Source organism: Enterobacter cloacae, assembly GCF_013375935.1.
Taxonomy (GTDB): Bacteria; Pseudomonadota; Gammaproteobacteria; order Enterobacterales; family Enterobacteriaceae; genus Enterobacter; species Enterobacter pasteurii.
On record NZ_CP056117.1, the window covers coordinates 17,468 to 40,740 of the forward strand.

General features: G+C 54.6%; 22 protein-coding genes. 7 read left to right on the top strand and 15 right to left on the bottom strand.

The window, feature by feature from the left end:
• Positions 1-53: 53 nt before the first annotated feature.
• Positions 54-1,307: a glutamate-5-semialdehyde dehydrogenase gene (gene proA, locus HWQ14_RS00150; RefSeq protein WP_176608623.1), complete on the bottom strand. Its 1,254-nt coding sequence runs from the start codon at positions 1,305-1,307 to the stop codon at positions 54-56.
• An 11-nt stretch (positions 1,308-1,318) separates the two neighbouring features.
• A complete protein-coding gene (proB, locus tag HWQ14_RS00155) occupies positions 1,319-2,422 on the bottom strand; it encodes a glutamate 5-kinase (protein ID WP_176608624.1) in 1,104 nt (367 codons plus the stop codon).
• A 304-nt stretch (positions 2,423-2,726) separates the two neighbouring features.
• Between proB and phoE the strand changes: the two genes are divergently transcribed.
• Positions 2,727-3,779: a phosphoporin PhoE gene (phoE, locus tag HWQ14_RS00160; protein WP_176608625.1), complete on the top strand. Its 1,053-nt coding sequence runs from the start codon at positions 2,727-2,729 to the stop codon at positions 3,777-3,779.
• Between the two features lie 98 nt (positions 3,780-3,877).
• Here the strand turns inward: phoE and crl are convergent, their stop codons facing one another.
• The 3 genes from crl to gpt form a co-directional block, all read right to left on the bottom strand.
• The gene (gene crl, locus HWQ14_RS00165; RefSeq protein ID WP_148420213.1) at positions 3,878-4,279 is read right to left on the bottom strand and encodes a sigma factor-binding protein Crl; all 402 of its coding nucleotides are present in this window, start codon (positions 4,277-4,279) and stop codon (positions 3,878-3,880) included.
• Between the two features lie 56 nt (positions 4,280-4,335).
• The gene (frsA, locus tag HWQ14_RS00170; RefSeq protein ID WP_148420212.1) at positions 4,336-5,580 is read right to left on the bottom strand and encodes an esterase FrsA; all 1,245 of its coding nucleotides are present in this window, start codon (positions 5,578-5,580) and stop codon (positions 4,336-4,338) included.
• Between the two features lie 104 nt (positions 5,581-5,684).
• Complete coding sequence (gpt, locus tag HWQ14_RS00175) at positions 5,685-6,143, bottom strand: xanthine phosphoribosyltransferase (RefSeq protein WP_003863205.1); 459 nt, start codon at positions 6,141-6,143, stop codon at positions 5,685-5,687.
• Between the two features lie 257 nt (positions 6,144-6,400).
• Between gpt and pepD the strand changes: the two genes are divergently transcribed.
• Positions 6,401-7,858 carry a cytosol nonspecific dipeptidase gene (gene pepD / locus HWQ14_RS00180; RefSeq protein WP_176608626.1) on the top strand — a complete coding sequence of 486 codons (1,458 nt, stop codon included), beginning with the start codon at positions 6,401-6,403 and terminating at the stop codon, positions 7,856-7,858.
• A gap of 50 nt (positions 7,859-7,908) precedes the next feature.
• Here the strand turns inward: pepD and dinB are convergent, their stop codons facing one another.
• Positions 7,909-8,967: a DNA polymerase IV gene (dinB, locus tag HWQ14_RS00185; protein ID WP_176608627.1), complete on the bottom strand. Its 1,059-nt coding sequence runs from the start codon at positions 8,965-8,967 to the stop codon at positions 7,909-7,911.
• Between the two features lie 159 nt (positions 8,968-9,126).
• On the opposite strand from dinB, the gene HWQ14_RS00190 reads away from it, so the two are divergent.
• Entirely contained in the window at positions 9,127-9,990 is an 864-nt protein-coding gene (locus tag HWQ14_RS00190; RefSeq protein WP_176608628.1) for a glycerophosphodiester phosphodiesterase family protein, read from the top strand.
• Positions 9,991-10,020: 30 nt separating this feature from the next.
• Here the strand turns inward: HWQ14_RS00190 and nqrM are convergent, their stop codons facing one another.
• Genes nqrM through HWQ14_RS00225 form a run of 7 tightly spaced genes read right to left on the bottom strand, consistent with a single transcriptional unit; the run spans position 10,021 to position 16,060 of the window.
• Positions 10,021-10,221: a (Na+)-NQR maturation NqrM gene (gene nqrM / locus HWQ14_RS00195; RefSeq protein ID WP_148420210.1), complete on the bottom strand. Its 201-nt coding sequence runs from the start codon at positions 10,219-10,221 to the stop codon at positions 10,021-10,023.
• 2 nt (positions 10,222-10,223) lie between these two features.
• Positions 10,224-11,447: an NADH:ubiquinone reductase (Na(+)-transporting) subunit F gene (gene nqrF, locus HWQ14_RS00200; protein ID WP_148420209.1), complete on the bottom strand. Its 1,224-nt coding sequence runs from the start codon at positions 11,445-11,447 to the stop codon at positions 10,224-10,226.
• A 10-nt stretch (positions 11,448-11,457) separates the two neighbouring features.
• Positions 11,458-12,054, bottom strand: coding sequence for an NADH:ubiquinone reductase (Na(+)-transporting) subunit E (gene nqrE / locus HWQ14_RS00205; protein WP_176608629.1), 597 nt, complete (start codon positions 12,052-12,054; stop codon positions 11,458-11,460).
• Positions 12,055-12,060: 6 nt separating this feature from the next.
• The gene (locus HWQ14_RS00210; protein WP_014882676.1) at positions 12,061-12,699 is read right to left on the bottom strand and encodes an NADH:ubiquinone reductase (Na(+)-transporting) subunit D; all 639 of its coding nucleotides are present in this window, start codon (positions 12,697-12,699) and stop codon (positions 12,061-12,063) included.
• Complete coding sequence (locus HWQ14_RS00215) at positions 12,692-13,486, bottom strand: Na(+)-translocating NADH-quinone reductase subunit C (protein ID WP_148420208.1); 795 nt, start codon at positions 13,484-13,486, stop codon at positions 12,692-12,694. The genes HWQ14_RS00210 and HWQ14_RS00215 overlap by 8 nt, the downstream gene beginning before the upstream one ends.
• Positions 13,479-14,714: an NADH:ubiquinone reductase (Na(+)-transporting) subunit B gene (locus HWQ14_RS00220; RefSeq protein WP_176608630.1), complete on the bottom strand. Its 1,236-nt coding sequence runs from the start codon at positions 14,712-14,714 to the stop codon at positions 13,479-13,481. Before HWQ14_RS00220 ends, HWQ14_RS00215 begins: the two co-directional genes overlap by 8 nt.
• Before the next feature lie 2 nt (positions 14,715-14,716).
• Positions 14,717-16,060 carry a Na(+)-translocating NADH-quinone reductase subunit A gene (locus tag HWQ14_RS00225; RefSeq protein WP_176608631.1) on the bottom strand — a complete coding sequence of 448 codons (1,344 nt, stop codon included), beginning with the start codon at positions 16,058-16,060 and terminating at the stop codon, positions 14,717-14,719.
• A gap of 300 nt (positions 16,061-16,360) precedes the next feature.
• Here HWQ14_RS00225 and dpaA point away from each other — a divergent pair, with 300 nt between their 5' ends.
• Positions 16,361-17,101 carry a peptidoglycan meso-diaminopimelic acid protein amidase gene (gene dpaA, locus HWQ14_RS00230; RefSeq protein WP_148420205.1) on the top strand — a complete coding sequence of 247 codons (741 nt, stop codon included), beginning with the start codon at positions 16,361-16,363 and terminating at the stop codon, positions 17,099-17,101.
• Here dpaA and HWQ14_RS00235 read toward each other — a convergent pair.
• On the bottom strand, positions 17,072-17,839 hold the full coding sequence (locus HWQ14_RS00235) for a class II glutamine amidotransferase (protein ID WP_148420204.1): 768 nt from the start codon (positions 17,837-17,839) through the stop codon (positions 17,072-17,074). The two genes, dpaA and HWQ14_RS00235, sit on opposite strands and share 30 nt — an antisense overlap.
• A 48-nt stretch (positions 17,840-17,887) precedes the next feature.
• On the bottom strand, positions 17,888-18,466 hold the full coding sequence (lpcA, locus tag HWQ14_RS00240) for a D-sedoheptulose 7-phosphate isomerase (protein WP_003863232.1): 579 nt from the start codon (positions 18,464-18,466) through the stop codon (positions 17,888-17,890).
• Positions 18,467-18,705: 239 nt separating this feature from the next.
• On the opposite strand from lpcA, the gene fadE reads away from it, so the two are divergent.
• The 3 genes from fadE to HWQ14_RS00255 all read left to right on the top strand — a co-directional run bounded on the left by fadE (position 18,706) and on the right by HWQ14_RS00255 (position 23,150).
• The gene (gene fadE, locus HWQ14_RS00245; RefSeq protein ID WP_176608632.1) at positions 18,706-21,150 is read left to right on the top strand and encodes an acyl-CoA dehydrogenase FadE; all 2,445 of its coding nucleotides are present in this window, start codon (positions 18,706-18,708) and stop codon (positions 21,148-21,150) included.
• A gap of 108 nt (positions 21,151-21,258) precedes the next feature.
• Positions 21,259-22,035, top strand: a complete 777-nt coding sequence (locus HWQ14_RS00250) for an amidohydrolase (RefSeq protein WP_048241348.1) — start codon at positions 21,259-21,261, stop codon at positions 22,033-22,035.
• A 452-nt stretch (positions 22,036-22,487) separates the two neighbouring features.
• Positions 22,488-23,150, top strand: coding sequence for a helix-turn-helix transcriptional regulator (locus HWQ14_RS00255; RefSeq protein ID WP_227009655.1), 663 nt, complete (start codon positions 22,488-22,490; stop codon positions 23,148-23,150).
• The last annotated feature ends 123 nt before the right edge of the window (positions 23,151-23,273 follow it).

Genomic DNA, 23,273 nt, shown 5'->3' on the forward strand with positions numbered 1-23,273 from the left:
TGCGTCAATGCCCTTTTGAATCAAACGGCTATTTTTGCATCACCCGTGATTATTTACGCACGAATGGTATCGTCACCGAAGCCGATCCACTTGTAGGTGGTCAGTGCTTCCAGCCCCATCGGACCGCGGGCGTGGAGTTTCTGGGTACTGACAGCCACCTCCGCGCCTAAACCAAACTGGCCACCGTCGGTGAAGCGCGTGGAGGCATTCACGTAAACCGCAGACGAATCCACTTCATTCACAAAACGGTCGGCATTGCGCAGGGTGCGCGTCAGGATCGCGTCAGAATGCTGGGTTCCATGTGCGCGAATGTGCGCAATGGCGTCGTCGAGGTCGGCAACCACCTTCACGTTCAGATCCAGGGACAAAAATTCATCGTCATACTGCTCCGCCTTAACCGGAACCACCGTCGCCGGGCCGTCTTTCAGCAGGGCAAGCGCATTTTCGTCCGCGTGCAGCGTGACGCCGCTTTCTGCCATCTGCTTGCTCAGCGCAGGCAGGAAGGCGTTCGCAATGCCCTGATGCACCAGCAGCGTTTCTACCGTATTACAGGTGCTTGGGCGCTGGGTTTTGGCATTGACGATAATCCTGAGCGCAGGTTCGACCTCTGCGGTGTCATCCACAACGATATGGCATACGCCAATCCCGCCGGTGATCACCGGAATGGTGGATTGCTCGCGGCACAGCTTGTGCAGACCCGCACCGCCGCGTGGGATCAGCATGTCGATGTATTTGTCCATGCGCAGCATCTCGTTCACCAGCGCGCGGTCAGGGCTTTCTATCGCCTGCACGGCCCCCGCCGGTAAGCCGCACTCCTCCAGCGCCTGCTGAATGACTTTTACCGTCGCCGCGTTGGTGCGCCAGGTCTCTTTCCCGCCGCGCAGGATGGCGGCGTTACCGGTTTTCAGGCACAGGGATGCGACGTCCACCGTCACGTTAGGACGGGCTTCATAAATCACGCCGATAACGCCAAGCGGCACGCGGCGACGCTCCAGACGTAACCCGCTGTCGAGCACACTACCGTCAATCACCTGCCCTACCGGGTCAGCGAGGTTGCACACCTGACGCACGTCGTCGGCGATGCCCTTCAGGCGTGCCGGGGTCAGCGCCAGGCGGTCGAGCATCGCGTCGCTCAGGCCGTTGCGACGCGCTTCAAGAAGATCCTGTTCGTTAGCGAGCAGGATCTCCTGCGACTGAGATTCCAGATAATCAGCGATTTTTTCCAGCACGCGGTTTTTCTCGCGGCTGGAAAGGAGCGCCAGTTTGTAAGAGGCGGCTTTCGCAGCTGCGCCCATTTGTTCCAGCATGTTCTGGCTCCTTAACGAATAATCATGTCGTCGCGATGCACGGCAACCGGGCCATATTCATAGCCGAGGATGGCGTCAATCTGCTGTGAATGATGGCCTGCAATCCGGCGCAGCGCGTCGCTGTTATAGCGGCTCACGCCGTGGGCGATGTCGCGACCTTCAAGGTTACGGATGCGGATCACTTCACCACGGGAGAAGTTACCTGTCACGCTTTTAATTCCTTTTGGAAGTAATGAGCTTCCCCTTTCCAGAATTGCGGCGGTAGCGCCTTCGTCCACGGTGAGTTCTCCCGCCGGCGGCGCGCCGAAGATCCAGCGTTTGCGGTTCTCCAGCGGGGATGCCTGCGCGTGGAAGCGCGTGCCCACAGAGATGCCTTCCATCACGTCGCCAATTACGCCAGGGCGGCTGCCTGCGGCAATGATGGTGTCGATACCGGCCCGGCACGCCACGTCCGCTGCCTGCAGCTTGGTGCCCATCCCGCCGGTTCCCAGGCCAGAAACGCTGTCACCGGCGATGGCGCGCAGCGCATCATCAATGCCGTGAACGTCTTTGATAAGTTCAGCCTGCGGATTAGAACGCGGGTCAGCGGTAAACAGCCCCTGCTGATCGGTCAGGAGCAGGAGCTTATCGGCCCCCGCCAGGATCGCGGCCAGCGCAGAGAGGTTATCGTTATCGCCCACTTTGATTTCAGCGGTGGCAACGGCGTCGTTTTCGTTGATGACCGGAACAATATTGTTGTCCAGCAGCGCGCGCAGCGTGTCGCGTGCGTTCAGGAAGCACTCTCTGTCCTCCATGTCCGCGCGCGTCAGCAGCATCTGCCCAACGTGAATGCCGTAGATGGAGAACAGCTGTTCCCAGAGTTGAATGAGTCGGCTTTGTCCCACGGCGGCCAGCAGCTGTTTGGAGGCAATCGTCGCGGGGAGTTCGGGGTAGCCCAGGTGTTCACGCCCGGCGGCAATCGCCCCGGACGTCACAATCACAATGCGATGCCCTGCGGCATGCAACTGAGCGCACTGACGTACAAGCTCAACAATATGGGCGCGATTTAGGCGGCGCGATCCGCCTGTTAACACACTGGTACCGAGTTTTACCACCAGCGTCTGGCTGTCACTCATGATTCTCTGCCGTTCAACAATAAGGGAAAATGATGTCAGTCAGACGTTTTAACAGGTGTCAGCCCCGTTGCCAACTGCCTTAGCACATCAGAAATCACTTTGTTGCGCAGGATCAGGAAGCGTAGCGGCAGATTTTGACAATTTTATTACCGAAAAATTAAAACATACTTTTTTAGACATATTCTTACTTTGTCATAAAAGTTTCACCCGCGGACGATAAAACCCTTCCTGTTTTTCACGGGGCAGTAAGTTGAATCTTATTGCTCAGCGAATATTAGCGCGTTTTAAAATATCAGGATTGAAAATGAAAAAGAGCACTCTGGCATTAGTGGTAATGGGCGTAGTTGCTTCCGCATCCGTTCACGCAGCAGAAGTTTATAATAAAAATGGTAATAAACTGGACGTGTACGGCAAAGTAAAAGCAATGCACTACCTCAGTGATGATGACGCTAAAGACGGTGACCAGACTTACGTTCGTTTTGGTTTTAAAGGCGAAACCCAGATTAACGATCGGCTGACGGGCTATGGTCGTTGGGAAGCCGAGTTCGCGGGCAACAAAGCAGAAAGCGACTCTTCTCAAAAGACGCGCCTGGCGTTTGCCGGTATTAAGCTGAAAGATTTTGGCTCTTTCGATTACGGCCGTAACCTGGGCGCGCTGTATGACGTCGCGGCATATACCGATATGTTCCCTGAGTTCGGCGGTGACGGCCTGGCGCAGACCGATAACTTCATGACGAAGCGTGCCTCCGGTCTGGCCACGTACCGCAATACTGACTTCTTTGGCCTGGTTGACGGCCTTGATATGACCCTGCAATACCAGGGCAAAAATGAAAACCGCGACGTGAAAAAGCAGAACGGTGACGGCTTCGGTACGTCTCTGGGCTATGACTTCGGCGGTAGCGATTTTTCTGTGATTGGTGCGTACGCCAGCTCTGACCGCACCAACGAACAGAACCTGCAGACGCGCGGTGAAGGTAAAAAAGCAGAAGGCTGGGCAACCGGTCTGAAATATGATGCCAACGATATTTATCTGGCCACTATCTATTCTGAAACACGCAATATGGCGCCAATCTCAGGCGGCTTTGCCAATAAAGCGCAAAACTTCGAAGTGGTCGCACAGTACCAGTTTGACTTTGGTCTGCGCCCCTCTCTGGGCTATGTGCAGTCAAAAGGTAAGGATATCGAAGGCATCGGTGACGAAGATATCGTGAAATACATCGACGTGGGCGCGACGTATTATTTCAACAAAAATATGTCCGCGTTTGTTGATTATAAAATCAACCAGATCGACGACGATAATAAACTAGGCGTAAGCAGCAATGATATCGTTGCGCTGGGCATGACCTATCAGTTCTAATCATGCGAAATAAAAAAAACCGGCTTAATGCCGGTTTTTTTTATTGCGGGGATTAATGCGGTCTGTTGCCCTCTCCGTTTGGGATAGGGAGAAGACCATCAGGCGCTCAGTTTTACCGCTTCGCTGGAAAAGTCATCCGCTGGTTCGAACTTGAGATCCAGGGTGGCCAGCAACGCGCTTGCCTTGTCGTGGAACTCTTTAAGCGTGTGTTCCAGACGGTCAATCACTTCCCGATCTTTAATGCTCGTCGCTTCCCAGTACCCGTCTTTATTAAACAGGCCAAACTGGTAGCTATAGGTGAAACGGTTTTCCTGTGCTTCCATTTCCATCCACCAGCCCCAGAACTCACGTTTTTCGGGTGCAGGCTTCACGTTGACGCAAACAGCCAGGCAGTCGAAAAAAAAGCGATTCTCTTCACACTGCTCTTCACGAATATACGGGCCAAGAGCCATGAACTTCTTAATCAGTCTACTTTTCGGGTGTCCACTCGGTAACGTCATTACGATCTCCTTTTGTGAAGCACTGTTTTACCAAACCAACGAAATTTAGCAAACTATTAACACAATCTCTGCGTGATCCAGCGTGTAATCTCTTTCAGCGCTTTGTCAAAATTCTGGTACACGGGGCTGAACGGCACTTCGAGCAATTTACCATCCGCAGATGACGAGGTGATTAAGCGCGACTCCTCTTCCGGGCTAAAGGGATCGTTCTTCCAGAAACCGGACATCATCGGGGTTGGACAGCGACGCCCCAGTAAACCCTGCGTTTTTAAGGAATAGCGATTGAGTTCCACGCGCAACGCTTCGTCTGAAGCATCATGCATGCCAAGTCGGCTCGCCAGCACGTCCAGGTACATCTCCGGAACGCTGCCCTGGCGCGCCGGATCGCTTAACAGTGCATGCACTACCGGGCCAAGGCAGGCGACCGCCTTCAGGCGTGAAGATTCAAGGTAAGCCAGCCGTACCGCAACGTTAGCCCCAAAGCGGAAGCCGAATGCCCCTACCCGGGTGTGATCAACCCAGGGAATATTTTCCAGCGCTTTTAACGCATGCTGGTGCAGCAGGCTGGAATCCTGAGTCAGTTTCCATTTGGAAGAGAAGCCAATCGAAGGCATATCGAGCGTTAGCATGGCGATCCCGTTTGGTGCAAAGTAGCGCTCATACAGGCTGTAATAGTCGATTTGCAATGAGTCCAGGCCGCCGCACATCAGGACCGTCGGGAACGGGCCTTCACCCTCAGGCATATGCAGGAAGCCAGTCACCGGGCTGCCGCCGGGAACCGCAAACTCAATCTCACGCATCCGGCCCGGCAGCCGCTGCGCGGCCTCTTCATAAGCCCGGTTTGCCAGCGCCTGCGCCTGCTCCGCCAGCTCGTCGCCCTTGAGGTGCGGGTAGGCGGCAATGCTGTACAGGTTCGCCGCATGCAGCCAGTGCTTACCGCTGAGCGTGGCATCCTCTTCCTGGCTGGCTTTTTGCTGCCAGAGCATGGCCTGCTTCGACCATTCGTAGATCCAGTTCCCGCCGCGGTAGCCCACCACCGTATCGTAGAGATCGCTGTCGGTACGCTCGGTCTCGCTCATCACGATACGCGCCTGCACGTCGAGGATTTCGCGCGGGTCGATACCGCGCCAGATCCACATCAGGCGGTTAATCATGCGATACCAGTGGGGCACGTTTTTACCATCTAACGCTGACTGTACAGCAGGCATGGTCCCCGGATTAAACCGACGCACCAGCGTCGACGTTTCAGGGTGCTTGAAACGGGGTTTGAAGAGAGTTTCGGTGAGATTCGCCTGCGCCATTGCGTTGCCTCCATGGATACGTCATAGGGAGACCATTGTAGCGCGTGGCAGGGCAAAAAGAACAACGCCCGGCATAACCGGGCGTGTAAAGTTACGTACTGAAATTAACGGCCAGAGATAGGCGGTACAAAGACCACGCCCATGTCCCACGGCTGCTCAATCCAGGTATCCTGTGGGATATCAATCACGTAATCGTCAACCAGTGGGCGACCCGCTGGTTTTGCGAAGATAGTCACGAAGTGCGCTTTTGGATACATTTCGCGGATAGCCACCGCGGTACCGCCGGTATCCACGAGATCGTCAATCACGATAAAGCCTTCACCGTCGCCTTCCGCGCGTTTCAGCACCTTCAGCTCACGCTGGTTGTCGTGGTCATAGCTGGAGATACAAACGGTATCGACATGACGGATACCCAGCTCACGAGCCAGCAGCGCCCCCGGTACCAGACCGCCACGGCTGACGGCAATAATGCCTTTCCACTGTTCGGAAGGCATCAAACGCGCAGCCAGTTTGCGTGCGTGAATCTGCAACATGTCCCAGGTGACGACGTATTTTTCGCTCATGTGAAGTGTCCCAGCCTGTTTATATACGGCTTAAAAAATGAGGGTGAACCAGATTGCGCGAGATTATAGAGATCTGACGCACTAAAAACCAGTGTTAAGCGCCCCGAGCCTGAGTTTTTACATGCTTTATGCTACCAGCCACGGGAGAAAGTGGTATTCTCAGTTGCATCTCGCAAGCCTGTCTTGTGGTAACTATTAACCTGCTAACCCTGTGACCTGCAACACTGTTTTGCAGCGCATCGACAAGGAGACCTATCGTGTCTGAACTGTCTCAATTATCTCCACAGCCGCTGTGGGATATTTTTGCCAAAATCTGCTCTATTCCGCACCCTTCCTATCACGAAGAACAGCTTGCCGAACATATTATGGGCTGGGCGAAGGAAAAGGGTCTGCACGCTGAGCGCGACCAGGTTGGCAACATTCTGATCCGCAAACCCGCCACCGCGGGTATGGAAAACCGCAAGCCGGTGGTTCTGCAGGCGCACCTGGACATGGTTCCACAGAAAAACAACGACACCGTTCACGACTTCACTAAAGACCCAATCCAGCCGTACATCGACGGCGAATGGGTGAAAGCGCGCGGCACCACGCTGGGTGCGGATAACGGCATTGGTATGGCTTCTGCGCTGGCGGTGCTGGCCGATGACGGTGTTGAACACGGTCCGCTGGAAGTGCTGCTGACCATGACCGAAGAAGCGGGCATGGACGGTGCGTTCGGTCTGCAGGCGAACTGGCTGCAGGCAGACATTCTGATCAACACCGACTCCGAAGAAGAAGGTGAGATCTACATGGGCTGCGCGGGTGGGATTGATTTTATTTCGACCCTGCCGCTGAGCCGTGAAGCGATCCCTGCTGGCTTCGAGACCTTTAAGCTGACGCTGAAAGGGCTGAAGGGCGGTCACTCCGGCGGTGATATTCACCTGGGCCTCGGTAACGCCAACAAACTGCTGGCACGTTTCCTGGCTGGCCATGCGGCTGAACTGGATCTGCGCCTAGTGGACTTCAACGGCGGTACCCTGTGTAACGCCATTCCACGCGAAGCCTTTGCGACCGTAGCGGTACCAGCGGCGAAAGCGGATGAGCTGAAAAAGCTTTCCAGCGTGTATCTGGATATCCTGAAAAACGAACTGTCTGCGAAAGAGAAAAACCTGACGGTGGTGCTGGAGTCCGTAACGACGGATAAAGCCGCGCTGACCGTGCCGTCCCGTGACGCTTTCGTCCAGCTGCTTAACGCAACGCCAAACGGCGTGATCCGTAACTCTGACGTCGCGAAAGGCGTGGTGGAAACCTCACTGAACGTGGGCGTTGTGACTATGGGCGACGACAGCGCAGAAATCATCTGCCTGATCCGTTCCCTGATCGACAGCGGTAAAGAATACGTTGTAAGCATGCTGGAATCTCTGGGTACCCTGGCGGGCGCGAAAACGTCTGCAAAAGGCAGCTACCCGGGCTGGCAGCCGGATGCAAGTTCTCCGGTGATGGCGCTGGTGCGCGAAACTTACCAGCGTCTGTTCAACAGCACGCCAAACATTCAGGTTATTCACGCGGGCCTGGAATGCGGTCTGTTCAAGAAACCGTATCCGGATATGGATATGGTTTCCATTGGGCCAACCATCACCGGTCCGCACTCGCCGGATGAGCAGGTTCACATTGAAAGCGTCGGCCATTACTGGACGCTGCTGACAGAACTGCTGAAAGCCATTCCTGCGAAGTAACACTCTCACCCCCGCCCTCTCCCACCGGGAGAGGGCGGACAACGTCGCGCCTACAGTCCCAGCACCAGCTGACGTTCCAGCTGCGGATCCAGCAGCGTGACATGCAGCCCCACCAGCCTTACTCCTCGCCCGGCCCGACGCTCTTCCCACGCCTTTTTTGCCGTCGCAATAAGATCCTCTTTGTTCAGACGCGGCCAGACGTGCTCCTGCGTCGTCTGCTGAAAGTCATTAAATTTCAGCTTGATGCCCTGCCGGGCAATCAGTAAATCCGGCTTCACCTTGATAAGTCGCCGTTCCAGTTCCGGATAGAGCTGTTCCGTGATAATGGTTTCGCATTCCGACCAGTCGTGGATATCTTCGCTCAGCGTACGTTCAACCCCAACGGATTTACGCAGCCGTTCGCTGTTCACATCACGATTGTCGATGCCCTGGCTGCGCTCCCACAGCACGCGGCCAAACTTACCAAAGCGCTTAAGCAGCATCGCCAGATCGCTTCGCTGTACGTCTTCGCAGGTGCGTAATCCCATATTTTCCAGCTTCGCAGCGGAAACTTTACCGACGCCGGGAATTTTGCTGAGCGGCAGCGTTTTTAAAAACGCCGGAACCTCTTCCGGGGTGATGACGTACTGGCCGTTGGGCTTATTTAAATCGGAAGCGATTTTGGCGAGGAATTTTACCGGCGCGACGCCGGCCGACGCCGTCAGATTCAGCTCGTTGAAGATGGTCTGGCGGATCTCCTGTGCCATCAGGGTAGCAGAGCCGTGGCAGTGCACGCTGTCGGTGACGTCCAGATAGGCTTCATCCAGCGATAACGGTTCAATCAGGGAGGTATAGCGGGAGAAGATCTCCCGAATATGGCTCGACGCTTCTTTGTACGCGTCAAAACGACCGGGCAAAAGGGTGAGGTGCGGACACAGTTTTAGCGCCATCGCCGTCGGCATGGCGCTGCGCACGCCAAATTTGCGTGCAGGATAGTTCGCGGTGCTGATCACACCGCGCTGGACACGACTGCCGCCAATGGCGATAGGGATGTCCCGCAGCGCGGGGTTGTCACGCATCTCCACTGCGGCAAAAAAACAGTCCATATCGACATGGATTATTTTGCGCATTGATTACACCACACATGTATTTATATACAGTATAACAAAAGGCAAAAAATGCGTCAGCTATTTTCCTTTCTCTCAGTTGTCATAAATACATGATACAAAGGACCGAAATAAAACCTTTATATTCATACGCTTATTAAAATAAATGGAGAGATATTATTCATGAGGAAAATGCTTTCGGTTTCGTTACTGTTTCTGGCAAGCGCGGCATCCGCTAATCCTGAGATCGTTGCACACCGGGGTGGCACCGCGGATGCACCTGAAAACACCCTGCCTGCGATTAAGCTCGCGCTCGAAAACAAAGCAGATATCGTCTGGATAACCGTGCAGCTTAGTCGGGATGGCGTACCGGTGCTCTATCGTCCGGCTGACCTGAAAGCGTTAACCAGCTTGCAGGGAAAAGTGTCACAGTTTACCGCTGAAGAGCTGGCAAAGGCGGATGCCAGCGTTAAGTGGAAAGATAAGGGCCTGCCGGAAAGCCTGCTGAACGCGTCGATACCGACGCTGAAGTCGGTACTGATGGCCTGGCCGGACGCGCGGTTTTTCATTGATATCAAATCTCCGGACGCCGATCCGGCGACGATGGGCAACAAACTGCTTAACGTACTGAAGGAGACCAACAGCCTGAATCGCGTTCGCGTCTATTCAACCGAAGATCGCTATATGGAAGCACTCCCTGCCGACATTCCTCGCTTTGTCACGCGCAGCGAGACCCGCACGCGACTGGCCACCGTTTCGTTAAGCCACGAATGTCTGCCTCCTTCCCAAAAAATGGACGATTACTGGTACGGGCTTGAGTTAAACCGCAAAGTAGAGGTAGTCGAAAAATTCACCCTGGGCAAAGGTATTTCTCCCGCAACCTTAACGTGGGACAAAGAGGCCGTTGACTGTTTCCGCTCGCAGGGCAATGCTCATTTAATTTTCATCGGTGTGAACGCCAGTGAGGATTATCAGAAGGCCAGGGCATTAGGTGCCGAAGGCGTGCTGGTGGACTCGCCAGCCAGCGCCAAAAGCTGGGTAAAATAACGAATAAAGGCCGCAAGAAGCGGCCTTTTTCTAGATGATCCTCTGCTGGTCCCGAGCCAGCCGTTTTTTCCGCGCATCGCACGGTTCCGGGCAGTCGCACACCTTCTCCATTCCAATGGAAGAAATGCCGCCGCAGCTGCCCTGAATGCTTTTACGCTTGATGATCCAGCCTAAAGACATGCCAAAAATCACCAGCACAAACACCGCAAAGGTCGCCAGAAAGGTCAGCATAATCAGCCTCCGAAATCATCAAGCATGATGTTTTCATCTTCCACGCCAAGATCTTTGAGCATCTTAATCACGGCGGCGTTCATCATTGGCGGACCACACATATAGAACTCGCAGTCTTCCGGTGCCGGATGCTGTTTGAGGTAGTTTTCATACAGCACGTTGTGGATGAAGCCCGTATAGCCGGTCCAGTTATCTTCAGGCTGCGGATCGGAAAGCGCCACGTGGAAGGTAAAGTTAGGGTTATCGCGCGCCAGCTGTTCGAACTCATCGTCATAGAACATTTCGCGCAGCGAGCGCGCACCGTACCAGAAGCTTATCTTACGCTTGCTGCCAAGACGCTTAAGCTGGTCAAAGATATGCGAACGCATCGGCGCCATCCCGGCACCGCCGCCGATAAAGACCATTTCCGCATCGGTATCTTTGGCGAAGAATTCCCCGAACGGGCCGGAGATGGTCACTTTATCGCCTGGCTTAAGAGACCAGATATACGACGACATCACGCCCGGCGGTGCGTTTGGCACGTTAGGCGGCGGCGTAGCGATACGCACGTTGAGCATAATGATGCCCTTCTCTTCCGGATAGTTCGCCATGGAATAGGCGCGAAGCGCGGGCTCTTTTACTTCGGAGACAAAGCGGAAGAGATTAAATTTATCCCAGTCGGCCCGATACTCCTCGGGCACGTCGAAGTCCGCATACGCCACGGTGTGCGCCGGGCAATCAATCTGGATATACCCGCCCGCACGGAACGGGACGCTCTCCCCTTCAGGAACGCGCAGCTTGAGCTCTTTAATGAAGGTAGCTTTGTTATCGTTAGAGATAACCTCGCACTCCCATTTTTTAACGCCGAAGATCTCTTCCGGCAGCTCAATCTTCATGTTCTGACGCACCGCGACCTGGCACGCCAGACGGCAGCCCGCTTTCGCTTCACGCTTCGTGATATGCGACAGTTCCGTTGGCAGAATATCACCGCCGCCCTCTTTCACCGTCACGCGGCACTGCCCGCAGGAGCCGCCGCCACCGCAGGCCGACGAGACAAAGATCCCGTTGCCGGAGAGCGTATTCAGCAGCTTATCCCCTGCCGGCGTACGGATCTGATTCTGCGGGTCGTCATTGATATCAATGACCACATCCCCGGAATTGACCAGCTTCGCACGCGCCGCCAGAATCAGCCCTGACAGCACCAGTACTATCAGCGTGAACATCACCACGCCAAGAATAATTTCCATCTGTTAGCCCTTATAGCTGCACACCGGAGAAGGACATAAAGCCCAACGCCATCAGGCCGGTGGTGATAAAGGTGATCCCTAAGCCACGTAATCCCGCTGGCACGTTGGCATATTTCATTTTTTCACGGATCCCCGCCATGGTGACGATCGCCAGCATCCAGCCGATACCGGAGCCGAAACCATACACAACCGATTCACTGAAGCTGTAATCGCGCTGAACCATAAACGAGACGCCGCCAAAAATAGCGCAGTTCACGGCGATAAGCGGCAGGAAGATCCCCAGCGCGTTGTACAGCGACGGGAAATACTTATCGAGGATCATCTCAAGGATCTGCACCAGCGCCGCAATCACCCCGATAAAGGTGATGAAGTTCAGGAAGCTGAGATCAACGCCCTCCACCAGCGCGCTGTCCCGCAGCACGAAGTTAAACACCAGGTTATTGATCGGAACGGAAAGCCCCAGCACAACGGTAACCGCCACGCCCAGACCAAACGCCGTCGATACCTTTTTAGAAACAGCAAGGAACGTACACATGCCCAGGAAGAAGGCGAGCGCCATGTTTTCAACAAACACCGCGCGCACAAATAAACTCAGGTAATGAGCCATCGTCGGTTACTCCTTTTCCTGCTGTTCAGGCTTCAACGTGCGAATCAGCCAGATCAGCAAACCGATAATGAAAAATGCGCTTGGGGCCAGCAGGAACAGGCCGTTCGGCAGATACCAGCCGCCGTTCTGTACCGTGTCCAGCACCGTAATGCCAAACAGCTTGCCGCTGCCAATAAGCTCGCGCAGGAAACCAACCGTCAGCAGGATCACGCCGTAACCCAGGCCGTTGCCGATGCCGTCCATAAAACTCGCCAGCGGCGGCATTTTCATGGCGTAGGCTTCTGCACGCCCCATCACGATGCAGTTGGTGATAATCAGGCCGACAAACACCGAAAGCTGCTTCGAGGTTTCATAAGCAAAGGCCCGCAGCAGCTGATCGACCACGATCACCAGCGAGGCGATGATCGCCATCTGCACGATGATCCTCACGCTGTTGGGAATATGGTGGCGGATCATTGAGATAAACATGCTGGAGAATGCCGTCACCAGCGTTACCGCCAGCGTCATCACCACTGCCGTTTCCAGCTTGGTCGTTACCGCCAGGGCGGAACACACGCCCAGCACCTGGAGCGTTATCGGGTTATTGGCTAAGAGTGGGCCAATCAGCACCTTTTTAACTTCTTTCAGTTCACCCGTATCAGCCATTGTTTAGCGCTCCTTCACGTACATTTTTCAGGAAGGGACCAAAGCCCAGTTCACCCATCCAGAAATCAAAACTGTGCTGCACGCCGTTTGAGGTGAGCGTGGCGCCGGAAAGACCGTCAACGGCAAATTCATCACCGGGACGCGCGCCCCCTTTCACCACCTTCAGCGCAGGCTGACCGTTGTCATCGAGCACTTTTTTACCGACAAACTGGGCACGCCAGTTAGGGTTCTCAACTTCGCCACCCAGCCCCGGCGTTTCGCCCTGATCGTAATAGGTGATGCCTTTGACCGTGCGGCCATCGGTATCCAGTGCCACAAAGGCGTACATCATTGACCACAAGCCGTTGCCGTAGATGGGCAAAACCACTTCCTGCACGCGTTTTTGCTCGTCACGCACCAGGTAGATCTCCGCGATGTTGCTGCGGCGCTTAATTCCTGCCGGATCCTGCGAGGCGTCAAGCATGGTGCTCATCTGCGGATCTTTTAGCGCCAGCGCCTGGTTATATTTCGCCGGGTCTTTATCCATCAGCTCACCGGTTTTTAAATCCACCAGCCGCGCGGTAATGCGTTCGGCGAACACGGCCGCGACGTCATCCTTCGTCATGCCGTCCTGCATCAGCCCGGCCACGGCCAGGATGTTGCGCTGTTTGTCCAGCGCACGTTGCTCCTGCTGCAGCGGTTTTAACCCTACGGCAGAACCGGCCACGATGACGGAACAGACCAGGCACAGTACCAGCACCACCAGCAGCGTTTTGCTGATGCTGTCGTTATTTTTGATCTCAGCCACGCGCCTTCCTCCGCTTAATGTTGGCACGCACGACCAGATAGTCGAACAGCGGCGCAAACAGATTGGCAAACAGAATGGCCAACATCATCCCTTCCGGATAGGCCGGGTTGACCACGCGAATCAGTACGCACATCACCCCAATGAGCGCCCCATAACACCATTTCCCCCTGTCGGTAAACGAGGCAGAGACGGGATCGGTGGCCATAAACATCATGCCGAACGCAAAGCCCCCCAGCACAAGGTGCCAGTACCACGGCATGGAGAACATCGGGTTAGTTTCTGAACCAATAAGATTGAACAGCGTGGCGGTGAGCACCATCCCAAGCATGACGCCAGCGACGATGCGCCAGGACGCCACGCGGCCAAAGAGGATGATGGCCCCGCCGATCAGGATCATCAGGGTAGACACTTCACCAATGGAGCCCGGGATGTTGCCAAGAAACGCGTCGAACCAGGTCACAGGCTGGCCGGTGGCATTGTTGATCAGCGTTTCGCCGCCGCCTGCCGCCCACTGTGAAAGTGGCGTAGCGCCCGAAAACCCGTCTGCCGCCGTCCATACCAGGTCGCCAGAGATTTGCGCCGGGTATGCAAAGAACAGGAACGCGCGCCCCGCCAGCGCGGGGTTAAGGAAGTTACGTCCGGTTCCGCCGAAGATCTCTTTGGCAATGACCACGCCAAAGCTAATCCCCATCGCCGCCTGCCAGAGCGGCAGCGTTGGCGGAACAATCAGCGCAAACAGAATAGAGGTGACGAAGAAGCCCTCGTTGATCTCATGTTTGCGGATAATGGCGAACAGCACTTCCCAGAAACCGCCCACGATAAAGACGGTCATATAGATTGGCAGGAAGAAGACGGCACCCAGCGTCATCATGCTGATCCAGCCGGCATCTGCCGCAAAGCTCACGCCCAGCGTCTGCGCCAGACGATAGTGCCAGTCAGACTGGATCACCTGCGCCAGCTGCTCTGCATCGTACATGTGATGCAGCGCCGGAATAGTCTGCAACCCGACGTTGTACATGCCCCAGAACATCGCCGGGAAGACCGCGAACCAGACCAGAATCATCATGCGCTTCAGGTCGATGGCATCGCGAACGTGCGCCGCGCCTTTCGTCACCAGACCCGGCGTGTAGAAAATGGTCGATGTCGCTTCATACAGCGGGTAGTACTTCTTCAGTTTACCCTCGGTAAAATGCGGCTCTATTTTTTCAAAGAGGTGTTTTAATCCCATGATTATCCTTCCTGCTCAATGCGGGTTAACACCTCGCGCAATACGGGTCCATATTCGTATTTACCCGGACACACATAGGTACACAGCGCCAGATCTTCTTCGTCCAGCTCAAGACAACCCAGCGCCTGCGCGCTGTCGGTATCGCCGGCAAGGAGATCGCGCAGCAGCATGGTTGGCAGAATATCTAGCGGCATCACGCGCTCGTAGTTGCCAATCGGAACCATGGCGCGCTCACCGCCGTTTGTGCTGGTGGAGAAGTTAAACAGCTTATGACGCAGGAAGTGGCCGAGCGTGGTGCGGGTCACGGAGTATTTTTCTGCGCCCGGCAGCACCCAGCCAAACAGCTCTTTCTCGCGCCCTTCCAGCACCACGCTTACCTGAAGATGGAAACGTCCCAGCCAGGCCATCGGGCCTGTTGCGTGTCTGCCGCTCAGCACCGAGCCGGAGATAATGCGGTTTTCACCCTCTTTTGTTTCGCCAGCCAGCAGCGCTGTAATGTCTGCCCCAAGCAGAGTGCGAACCAGACGCGGTTGGGTTGCCTGAGGGCCGCCAATAGCGACAATGCGTTCTGCATGCAGTTCGCCCGTGGTGAACAGCTTACCGATAGCAATCACGTCCTGATAATTGAGGTGCCAGACCTGTTTCGTCAGGCTCACCGGCTCCAGGAAGTGGATATGCGTGCCCACCAGCCCCGCCGGATGCGGCCCGGCAAATTCATTAAAGGCGACCTGCCCTTGTGGGTGCCCGCCCAGCTTACCGCCGCTGGCCTGGCAGACATGCACTTTACCCGGCGTCAGGCGCGTTAAAACGGTGAGACCGGCATCGAAAGCTTTTCGTTCGGCCAGAATGAGAGGCTGCGGGTCCGCGCTGAGCGGATTGGTGTCGATGGCCGTCACGAAGATAGCCGCCGGCACGGTGCCGGGCACGGGAGTTTTGCTGAAGGGACGCGTACGAAACGCCGTCCACAGCCCCGACTCCAGCAGTTGAGCCTGCACCGCTTCGCGGCTAAGGGTAGCGAGATCGGCCTCGCCGTAATGCGCAAATTCGCGTTTCTCGTCACCTTCAATTTGAATAACAACCGATTGCAGGACGCGGCGCTCACCACGATGGATGGCAGCGACGGTGCCGCTGGCAGGGGCTGTAAACATGACGCCGGGATTTTTTTTATCCTCGAATAGCGCCTGTCCTTTTATTACGCGATCGCCTTCCTGCACCAGCATCGCCGGGCGCATCCCCACGTAGTCATCACCCAAAATAGCGACGTGGTGAATGCTGGCGCCCGGCGTTACGTGCTGTTCAGGCACGCCAGAGATGGGCAGATCGAGTCCTTTTCTGATTCTAAACATGTGGTTAGCAGGTATCCATGAACAACAATCCAGAGTGGCCGGAGTGTACCATTTTGGGCCCCTGCAAGGGCAGTAAATCCGTCGTCCGGCGCGCCGAATTGCGAGCTAATGCGCAAAGTTCCTGGAGTCAGGACAAGGTGAATGGGTTATAACGTAAAACTAATTTGTAAACTCAAAGGTTGGCTCTTGCGAAAATCTCCATCGGTGCTAATGTGAGCGCTCCTGTCCAGATTAGTCTGATTTCGGGTGTCTTTTGCCGTTCTGGCAAGTTGGTCATTGTTTTATCAAGGAACCAGTAGTATGCGTAAAATCGCATTGTTCATTGCGATGCTTCTGATACCGTGCATGTCGTTTGCCGGGCTGCTTGGCAGCAATAGTTCAACGACGCCGGTCAGCAAAGAGTATAAACAGCAGTTGATGGGATCCCCGGTTTATATTCAAATCTTCAAGGAAGAGCGCACACTCGAGCTGTTTGTCAAAATGGGCGAGACGTATCAGCTGCTCGATAGCTACAAAATCTGTAACTACTCTGGCGGGCTGGGGCCAAAACAGCGTCAGGGCGACTTCAAAAGTCCGGAAGGGTTTTATAACGTTCAGCGTAACCAGCTAAAACCGGACAGCCGCTTCTATAAAGCGATTAACATTGGCTTCCCCAATGCCTTTGACCGTGCTCACGGTTACGAAGGTAAATACCTGATGATCCACGGTGCCTGCGTGTCTGTCGGCTGTTATGCGATGACGGATTCCGGCATTGATGAGATTTTCCAGTTTGTCACGGGCGCGCTGGTCTTCGGCCAGCCGAATGTTCAGGTCAGCATCTACCCGTTCCGTATGACGGATGCGAACATGGCGCGCCATAAGTACTCGGTTTACAAGGATTTCTGGCAACAGCTAAAACCGGGCTATGACTACTTCGAGCAGACCCACAAGCCGCCGGTGGTATCCATCGTCAATGGCCGTTACGTGGTGAGCAAGCCGCTTAGCCATGAAGTAGTCCAGCCGCAGCTGGCGTCAAATTACGCGGTCCCCGAGGCAAAATAGCACCCACTCGCCTGGCATGATCTTTTGCCAGGTTTCGTTGCCCGTCAGCGGCTGCGTTGCAATGACGGTGACCACATCGTTCGGTGTGGTCTCCTTCTGAAAATCAATTTCCACATCCTGATCGAGCAACGTGGCGACGCCAAACGGTGCGCGACGGGTGATCCAGAACAGGTTGGTGGAACAAAACGCCATTACATAGCGCCCGTCAGACAGCAGCATATTGAAGACGCCCTTCTCGCGTAGCTCAGACGCCAGTGACGCGATGTATTTAAAAACGGCGGTCATGTTGCCGGGCGTGCGGGGATAACGCTCGGTCAGCTTGTGCAGCAGCCAGCAGAACGCTTTTTCACTGTCGGTTTCGCCAACAGGTCGAAAATTGCCGGTTTCCAGCGATTTATAGCCCGTAAGCTGTCCGTTATGCGCATAGGTCCAGTTACGGCCCCATAGCTCGCGGGTAAACGGATGGGTATTTTCCAGCGCGACTTCCCCACGGTTTGCCTGCCGAATGTGGGCAATTACCGAACAGGATTTTATGGGGTAGTCCTGCACCAGTTTAGCAATGGGTGAGTTAAAGCTGGGTTGTGGGTCTTTGAACGTGCGACAGCCTTTGCCCTCGTAGAAAGTGATGCCCCAGCCGTCTTTATGCGGCCCGGTTCCCCCACCGCGCTGAACCAGCCCGGTGAAGCTAAAGCAAATATCGGTTGGCACATTGGCGCTCATCCCGAGCAGTTCGCACATATCTCACCTCCACAACAGCGGGGGGCACCGGTACCCCCCAGCGAAGTCTTACTTAACCATCTCTTTTTCGATCAGCTGGATCAGGATGTGGATCACTTTGATGTGAATTTCCTGAACGCGGTCAGCATAACCAAAATGCGGAACACGGATTTCAATGTCCGCCGTACCGTCCATCTTACCGCCATCTTTACCGGTCAGGGTGATCACTTTCATCCCTTTTTCACGCGCTGCCGCAATGGCTTTGATCACGTTCGCAGAGTTACCGGACGTCGAAATACCCAGCAGCACGTCACCTTCACGGCCTACCGCCTCAACGTAGCGGGAGAAAATGTGGTCGTAACCGAAGTCGTTGCCCACGCAGGAGATGTGGCTTACGTCAGAAATCGCAATAGCCGGGTAGCCTGGGCGGTTTTCACGATAGCGTCCGGTCAGCTCTTCTGCGAAGTGCATGGCGTCGCAGTGGGAACCGCCGTTACCGCAGGAGAGCACTTTACCACCGGCTTTAAAGCTGTCGGCCAGCAGGACCGCCGCGCGCTGAATAGCGTGAATGTTGGCATCATCTTTCAGAAAGTTCGCCAGCGTTTCCGCCGCTTCGTTCAGTTCGTTACGAATAAGATCCTGGTACATGAGGATAATCCTTCAGTATTGATGAAATAACACAGTGGAGTGTACCGGATAGCGGTAAAAGCGAGAAGCTAAAGCCATGCGAATCGTCCGGCGTTTTGCTTTTTTGTGCCGGCTAAAACGCGAACAATGTGAACCAGGTTGTAATTATTTTGTAAACACATTGCTAAAGGAAATGACATCAACTACAACCATATCATCACAAGTGGTCAGACCTCCTACAAGCAAGGGAGCTTTTCTTTATGATGATTTTGAGCATTCTCGCAACCGTTATTCTGCTCGGCGTGTTGTTCTATCACCGCGTCAGCTTATTACTGAGTAGCCTTATTCTTCTGGCCTGGACGGCCGCACTTGGCGTCGCTGGCCTGTGGAACATTTGGGTCCTCGTCCCGCTGGCCATTATTTTGCTGCCGTTCAACCTGACGCCGATGCGTAAGTCGATGATCTCCGCGCCGGTCTTTAAGGGCTTCCGTAAAGTGATGCCGCCGATGTCCCGTACGGAGAAAGAGGCGATTGATGCCGGTACCACCTGGTGGGAAGGCGATCTGTTCCAGGGCAACCCGGACTGGAAAAAGCTGCACAACTATCCGCAGCCGCGCCTGACCGCCGAAGAGCAGGCATTTATTGACGGTCCGGTAGAAGAAGCGTGCCGCATGGCGAACGACTTTGCTATTACCCATGAAATGGCCGACCTCCCGCCGGAGCTGTGGGCATACCTGAAAGAGCATCGCTTCTTCGCGATGATCATTAAGAAAGAGTACGGCGGTCTTGAATTCTCCGCTTACGCTCAGGCCCGCGTGCTGCAAAAACTGGCGGGTGTTTCCGGGATCCTGGCGATTACCGTCGGCGTGCCGAACTCCTTAGGCCCGGGCGAACTGCTGCAGCACTACGGAACGGAAGAGCAGAAAGATCACTACCTGCCGCGTCTGGCGCGCGGTCAGGAAATTCCATGCTTCGCGCTGACCAGCCCGGAAGCGGGCTCCGATGCGGGCGCGATCCCGGATACCGGCGTGGTCTGCATGGGCGAGTGGCAGGGCCAGCAGGTGCTGGGCATGCGCCTGACCTGGAACAAGCGTTATATCACTCTGGCGCCTATTGCTACCGTGCTGGGTCTGGCATTTAAGCTCTCCGACCCGGAAAAACTGCTGGGCGGTGAAGAAGATCTGGGCATCACCTGTGCGCTGATCCCAACCTCTACCCCGGGCGTGGAAATTGGCCGTCGCCACTTCCCGCTGAACGTGCCGTTCCAGAACGGTCCAACCCGCGGTCAGGATATCTTTGTGCCGATTGACTACATCATCGGTGGTCCGAAGATGGCCGGTCAGGGCTGGCGTATGCTGGTGGAATGTCTGTCGGTGGGCCGTGGCATTACCCTGCCGTCGAACTCAACCGGCGGGCTGAAATCGGTGGCGATGGGGATTGGTGCTTACGCCCATATCCGCCGTCAGTTCAAAATCTCCATCGGCAAGATGGAAGGTATTGAAGAGCCGCTGGCGCGTATCGCGGGTAACGCTTACGTGATGGATGCCGCAGCCTCGCTCATCACCTACGGCATTATGCTGGGTGAAAAACCGGCCGTGCTGTCCGCTATCGTGAAGTATCACTGTACCCACCGCGCGCAGCAGTCGATCATTGACGCAATGGATATCGCAGGCGGTAAAGGCATTATGCTCGGCGAAGGCAACTTCCTGGCGCGCGGCTATCAGGGCGCTCCGATTGCCATCACCGTTGAAGGGGCAAACATCCTGACCCGCAGCATGATGATCTTCGGTCAGGGCGCCATTCGCTGCCATCCGTACGTGCTGGAAGAGATGGCCGCCGCGCAGAATAACGACGTGGATGCCTTCGACAAGCTGCTGTTCAAACATATCGGTCACGTGGGCAGCAATGAAGTGCGCAGCTTCTGGCTCGGCCTGACGCGCGGCCTCACCAGCGCGACGCCGACCAGCGATGCGACTAAACGTTATTACCAGCACCTGAACCGCCTGAGCGCTAACCTGGCCCTGCTGTCTGACGTCTCGATGGCCGTTCTTGGCGGAAGCCTGAAGCGTCGCGAGCGCATCTCTGCCCGTCTGGGCGACGTGCTGAGCCAGATCTTCCTGGCCTCTGCGGTTCTGAAACGCTACGACGACGAAGGCCGTCAGGAAGCGGATCTGCCGCTGGTGCACTGGGGTGTACAGGATGCGCTGTATCAGGCAGAACAGGCGATTGACGACCTGCTGGCGAACTTCCCGAACCGCTTTGTGGCAGGAGCCCTGCGCGTGGCGATCTTCCCGACCGGTCGTCATTACCTGGCGCCGTCTGACAAGCTGGATCATAAAGTGGCGAAGATCCTTCAGGTTCCGAGCGCAACCCGCTCCCGTATTGGCCGCGGCCAGTATCTGGCCCCTACCCCGCATAACCCTGCCGGCCTGCTGGAAGAGGCGCTGCTGGACGTGATGGCCGCCGACCCGATTCACCAGAAGATCTGCAAACAGCTGGGTAAAAACCTGCCGTTCACCCGCCTGGACGAGCTGGCAAAACAGGCCCTGGCGGGCGGCATCATCGACAACAGCGAAGCCGCACTCCTGGTAAAAGCCGAAGAGAGCCGTCTGCGCAGTATTAACGTGGATGATTTCGAACCGGAAGAGCTGGCGACACAGCCGGTAAAGCTGCCGGAGAAGCACCGCAAACCTGAAGCCGCATAAGACGTTCAGCGTCCATCAACCCCGCTCCGTGCGGGGTTTTTTATTGCCACATTTTCTCGTAATGACGTGCTACAGTGTCAAAAAGCGATCTTTTAAGGAGTCGGTATCGTGCCTGGTTTGAAGATTTCTGTTTTGCAGCAGCCTTTAGTCTGGATGGACGGTCCAGCCAACCTTCGCCATTTCGATCGCCAGCTCGAAGAGATTAGCGGTCGCGATGTGATTGTCCTGCCGGAGATGTTCACCACGGGTTTTGCGATGGAGGCTGCAAAACAGTCGATGCCGCAGGACGAGGTTGTGGCCTGGATGCACGCCAAAGCGCAGGAGACAAACGCGCTGATTGCCGGTAGCGTCGCCCTCCAGACCGAACGCGGGCCGGTTAACCGCTTCCTGCTGGTCGAGCCAGAGGGAAAGGTGCATTTCTACGATAAGCGCCACCTGTTCCGCATGGCGGATGAGCATCAACATTATGTAGCCGGAAACGAACGCGTGGTGTTTGAATGGCGCGGCTGGCGTATTTTGCCGCTGGTCTGTTATGACCTGCGCTTTCCCGTCTGGTCCCGCAACCGCAACGATTACGACCTGGCGCTGTATGTTGCCAACTGGCCTGCGCCACGTTCACTTCACTGGCAGGCGTTATTAACGGCGCGGGCAATTGAAAACCAGGCTTATATTGTGGGATGTAACCGCGTAGGCACGGATGGTAACGGACACCATTATCGCGGCGACAGCCGGGTGATAAGCCCGCAGGGAGAAATTATTGCTACAGCCGAGCCGCATCAGGCCACGCGAATTGACGCCGAGCTTTCGTTAACTGCGCTAACGGAATATCGCGAGAAGTTTCCGGCCTGGCAGGATGCCGATCGTTTTAGCATAGAAAATAAATAAAGGACATCGTCGTTTACTTTAGCCAGGTCGTACGAGAACCTAGTGCGCGACCTGGAAAATAAGCAATATTTACATTCACTCTGAATCTGACGTTCCCGCCCCCCCCTCTTTTCTTTTTATCGAAACATTCTATTCCAACCTTATAAAGTTTAGTCCTTCAATGTTTAACATTATGTTAATTGCAATAGCATTGCCAAGTGAAAAGAAATAACCATCCATTAACAAAACAGAAGAGCAATAACCAAAAAACCTGTAAACTGGTCATTTAAGAAAATCTGTAAACACTTGAAAAATATAGACTTAAATCTTAAATGCAGTCTGGAAAGGTGTGTTCAGACTATTTAATTAAGACTTATACCTGGTATTCAGTATGATGCCTCACATCAAACGACGAGGTTGATGCTTCGTCCAAAGCTAATATCGTGCTTAATCATCGCGCATTAAGGTGTAATATGTCTTTCCACACTAATAACTCTATTTATTTATCTCATAATGATGGTCAGCAGGTGAGCCACACGCCGTCTATGCATTGCTATGGTTGTGAGAAAAAATGCCTGTTTGGTGACGCTGAAGCGTGCGCTCATAAAACCTGCACAGGACTTGAATGCTATATTTGGCCTGATAACAATTCTTACCTTGTAGAAGGTATCCGGCACTATTTTGAATGTGTGAGCGACAAATATATTTCTCAGCCAGTCGTGATTATTGATTTTAGCCATAAAAATATCACCTATTTTCTGAACGATAGCTGGCTCGAACAATTCAAAAATATGCGCCTTATCCTCGTCACTGACAAAAAGATGACGGCGATTGCCCATTACTGGTTCTATAACGATACGTTAGAGACCACCATCAGCTCTATTATCTTTTATGATGATTCCGCTGAGGAGGTTGCCACGAAACTGAAGAAAACGTTCCTGGCAAAAACGATCAAACCATCCGGGAGCAGGCCAAAGCTGAGCCAGAATGAATTCAGCCTGTTTTCGTTCTTGTTCAATGGATGGACACCTAAAAAAATCGCGTATCAGAACGGTACCAGCGTCAAAAACACCTATGCCATGAAAAACAGAATTGAGCGAAAACTGGGAGTTTCTATCACCCGCCTGGTGAATTAGCCTTAAATGGTATTGCGTAAAAAAATCGACAATCACGGATGGGAATTAATTTCTGTAGAAAATTCCTGGATAAACGATGCTTTATCTCATAACAACTCGTTTTTTTTCCTTAATGCATTATTA

Coding starts and splice junctions, on each gene's coding strand:
- proA (WP_176608623.1), bottom strand. CDS start 1,307: ATGCTGGAACAAATGGGCGCAGCTGCGAAAGCCGCCTCTTACAAACTG.
- proB (WP_176608624.1), bottom strand. CDS start 2,422: ATGAGTGACAGCCAGACGCTGGTGGTAAAACTCGGTACCAGTGTGTTA.
- phoE (WP_176608625.1), top strand. CDS start 2,727: ATGAAAAAGAGCACTCTGGCATTAGTGGTAATGGGCGTAGTTGCTTCC.
- crl (WP_148420213.1), bottom strand. CDS start 4,279: ATGACGTTACCGAGTGGACACCCGAAAAGTAGACTGATTAAGAAGTTC.
- frsA (WP_148420212.1), bottom strand. CDS start 5,580: ATGGCGCAGGCGAATCTCACCGAAACTCTCTTCAAACCCCGTTTCAAG.
- gpt (WP_003863205.1), bottom strand. CDS start 6,143: ATGAGCGAAAAATACGTCGTCACCTGGGACATGTTGCAGATTCACGCA.
- dinB (WP_176608627.1), bottom strand. CDS start 8,967: ATGCGCAAAATAATCCATGTCGATATGGACTGTTTTTTTGCCGCAGTG.
- HWQ14_RS00190 (WP_176608628.1), top strand. CDS start 9,127: ATGAGGAAAATGCTTTCGGTTTCGTTACTGTTTCTGGCAAGCGCGGCA.
- nqrM (WP_148420210.1), bottom strand. CDS start 10,221: ATGCTGACCTTTCTGGCGACCTTTGCGGTGTTTGTGCTGGTGATTTTT.
- nqrF (WP_148420209.1), bottom strand. CDS start 11,447: ATGGAAATTATTCTTGGCGTGGTGATGTTCACGCTGATAGTACTGGTG.
- nqrE (WP_176608629.1), bottom strand. CDS start 12,054: ATGGCTCATTACCTGAGTTTATTTGTGCGCGCGGTGTTTGTTGAAAAC.
- HWQ14_RS00210 (WP_014882676.1), bottom strand. CDS start 12,699: ATGGCTGATACGGGTGAACTGAAAGAAGTTAAAAAGGTGCTGATTGGC.
- HWQ14_RS00220 (WP_176608630.1), bottom strand. CDS start 14,714: ATGGGATTAAAACACCTCTTTGAAAAAATAGAGCCGCATTTTACCGAG.
- HWQ14_RS00225 (WP_176608631.1), bottom strand. CDS start 16,060: ATGTTTAGAATCAGAAAAGGACTCGATCTGCCCATCTCTGGCGTGCCT.
- dpaA (WP_148420205.1), top strand. CDS start 16,361: ATGCGTAAAATCGCATTGTTCATTGCGATGCTTCTGATACCGTGCATG.
- HWQ14_RS00235 (WP_148420204.1), bottom strand. CDS start 17,839: ATGTGCGAACTGCTCGGGATGAGCGCCAATGTGCCAACCGATATTTGC.
- lpcA (WP_003863232.1), bottom strand. CDS start 18,466: ATGTACCAGGATCTTATTCGTAACGAACTGAACGAAGCGGCGGAAACG.
- fadE (WP_176608632.1), top strand. CDS start 18,706: ATGATGATTTTGAGCATTCTCGCAACCGTTATTCTGCTCGGCGTGTTG.
- HWQ14_RS00255 (WP_227009655.1), top strand. CDS start 22,488: ATGTCTTTCCACACTAATAACTCTATTTATTTATCTCATAATGATGGT.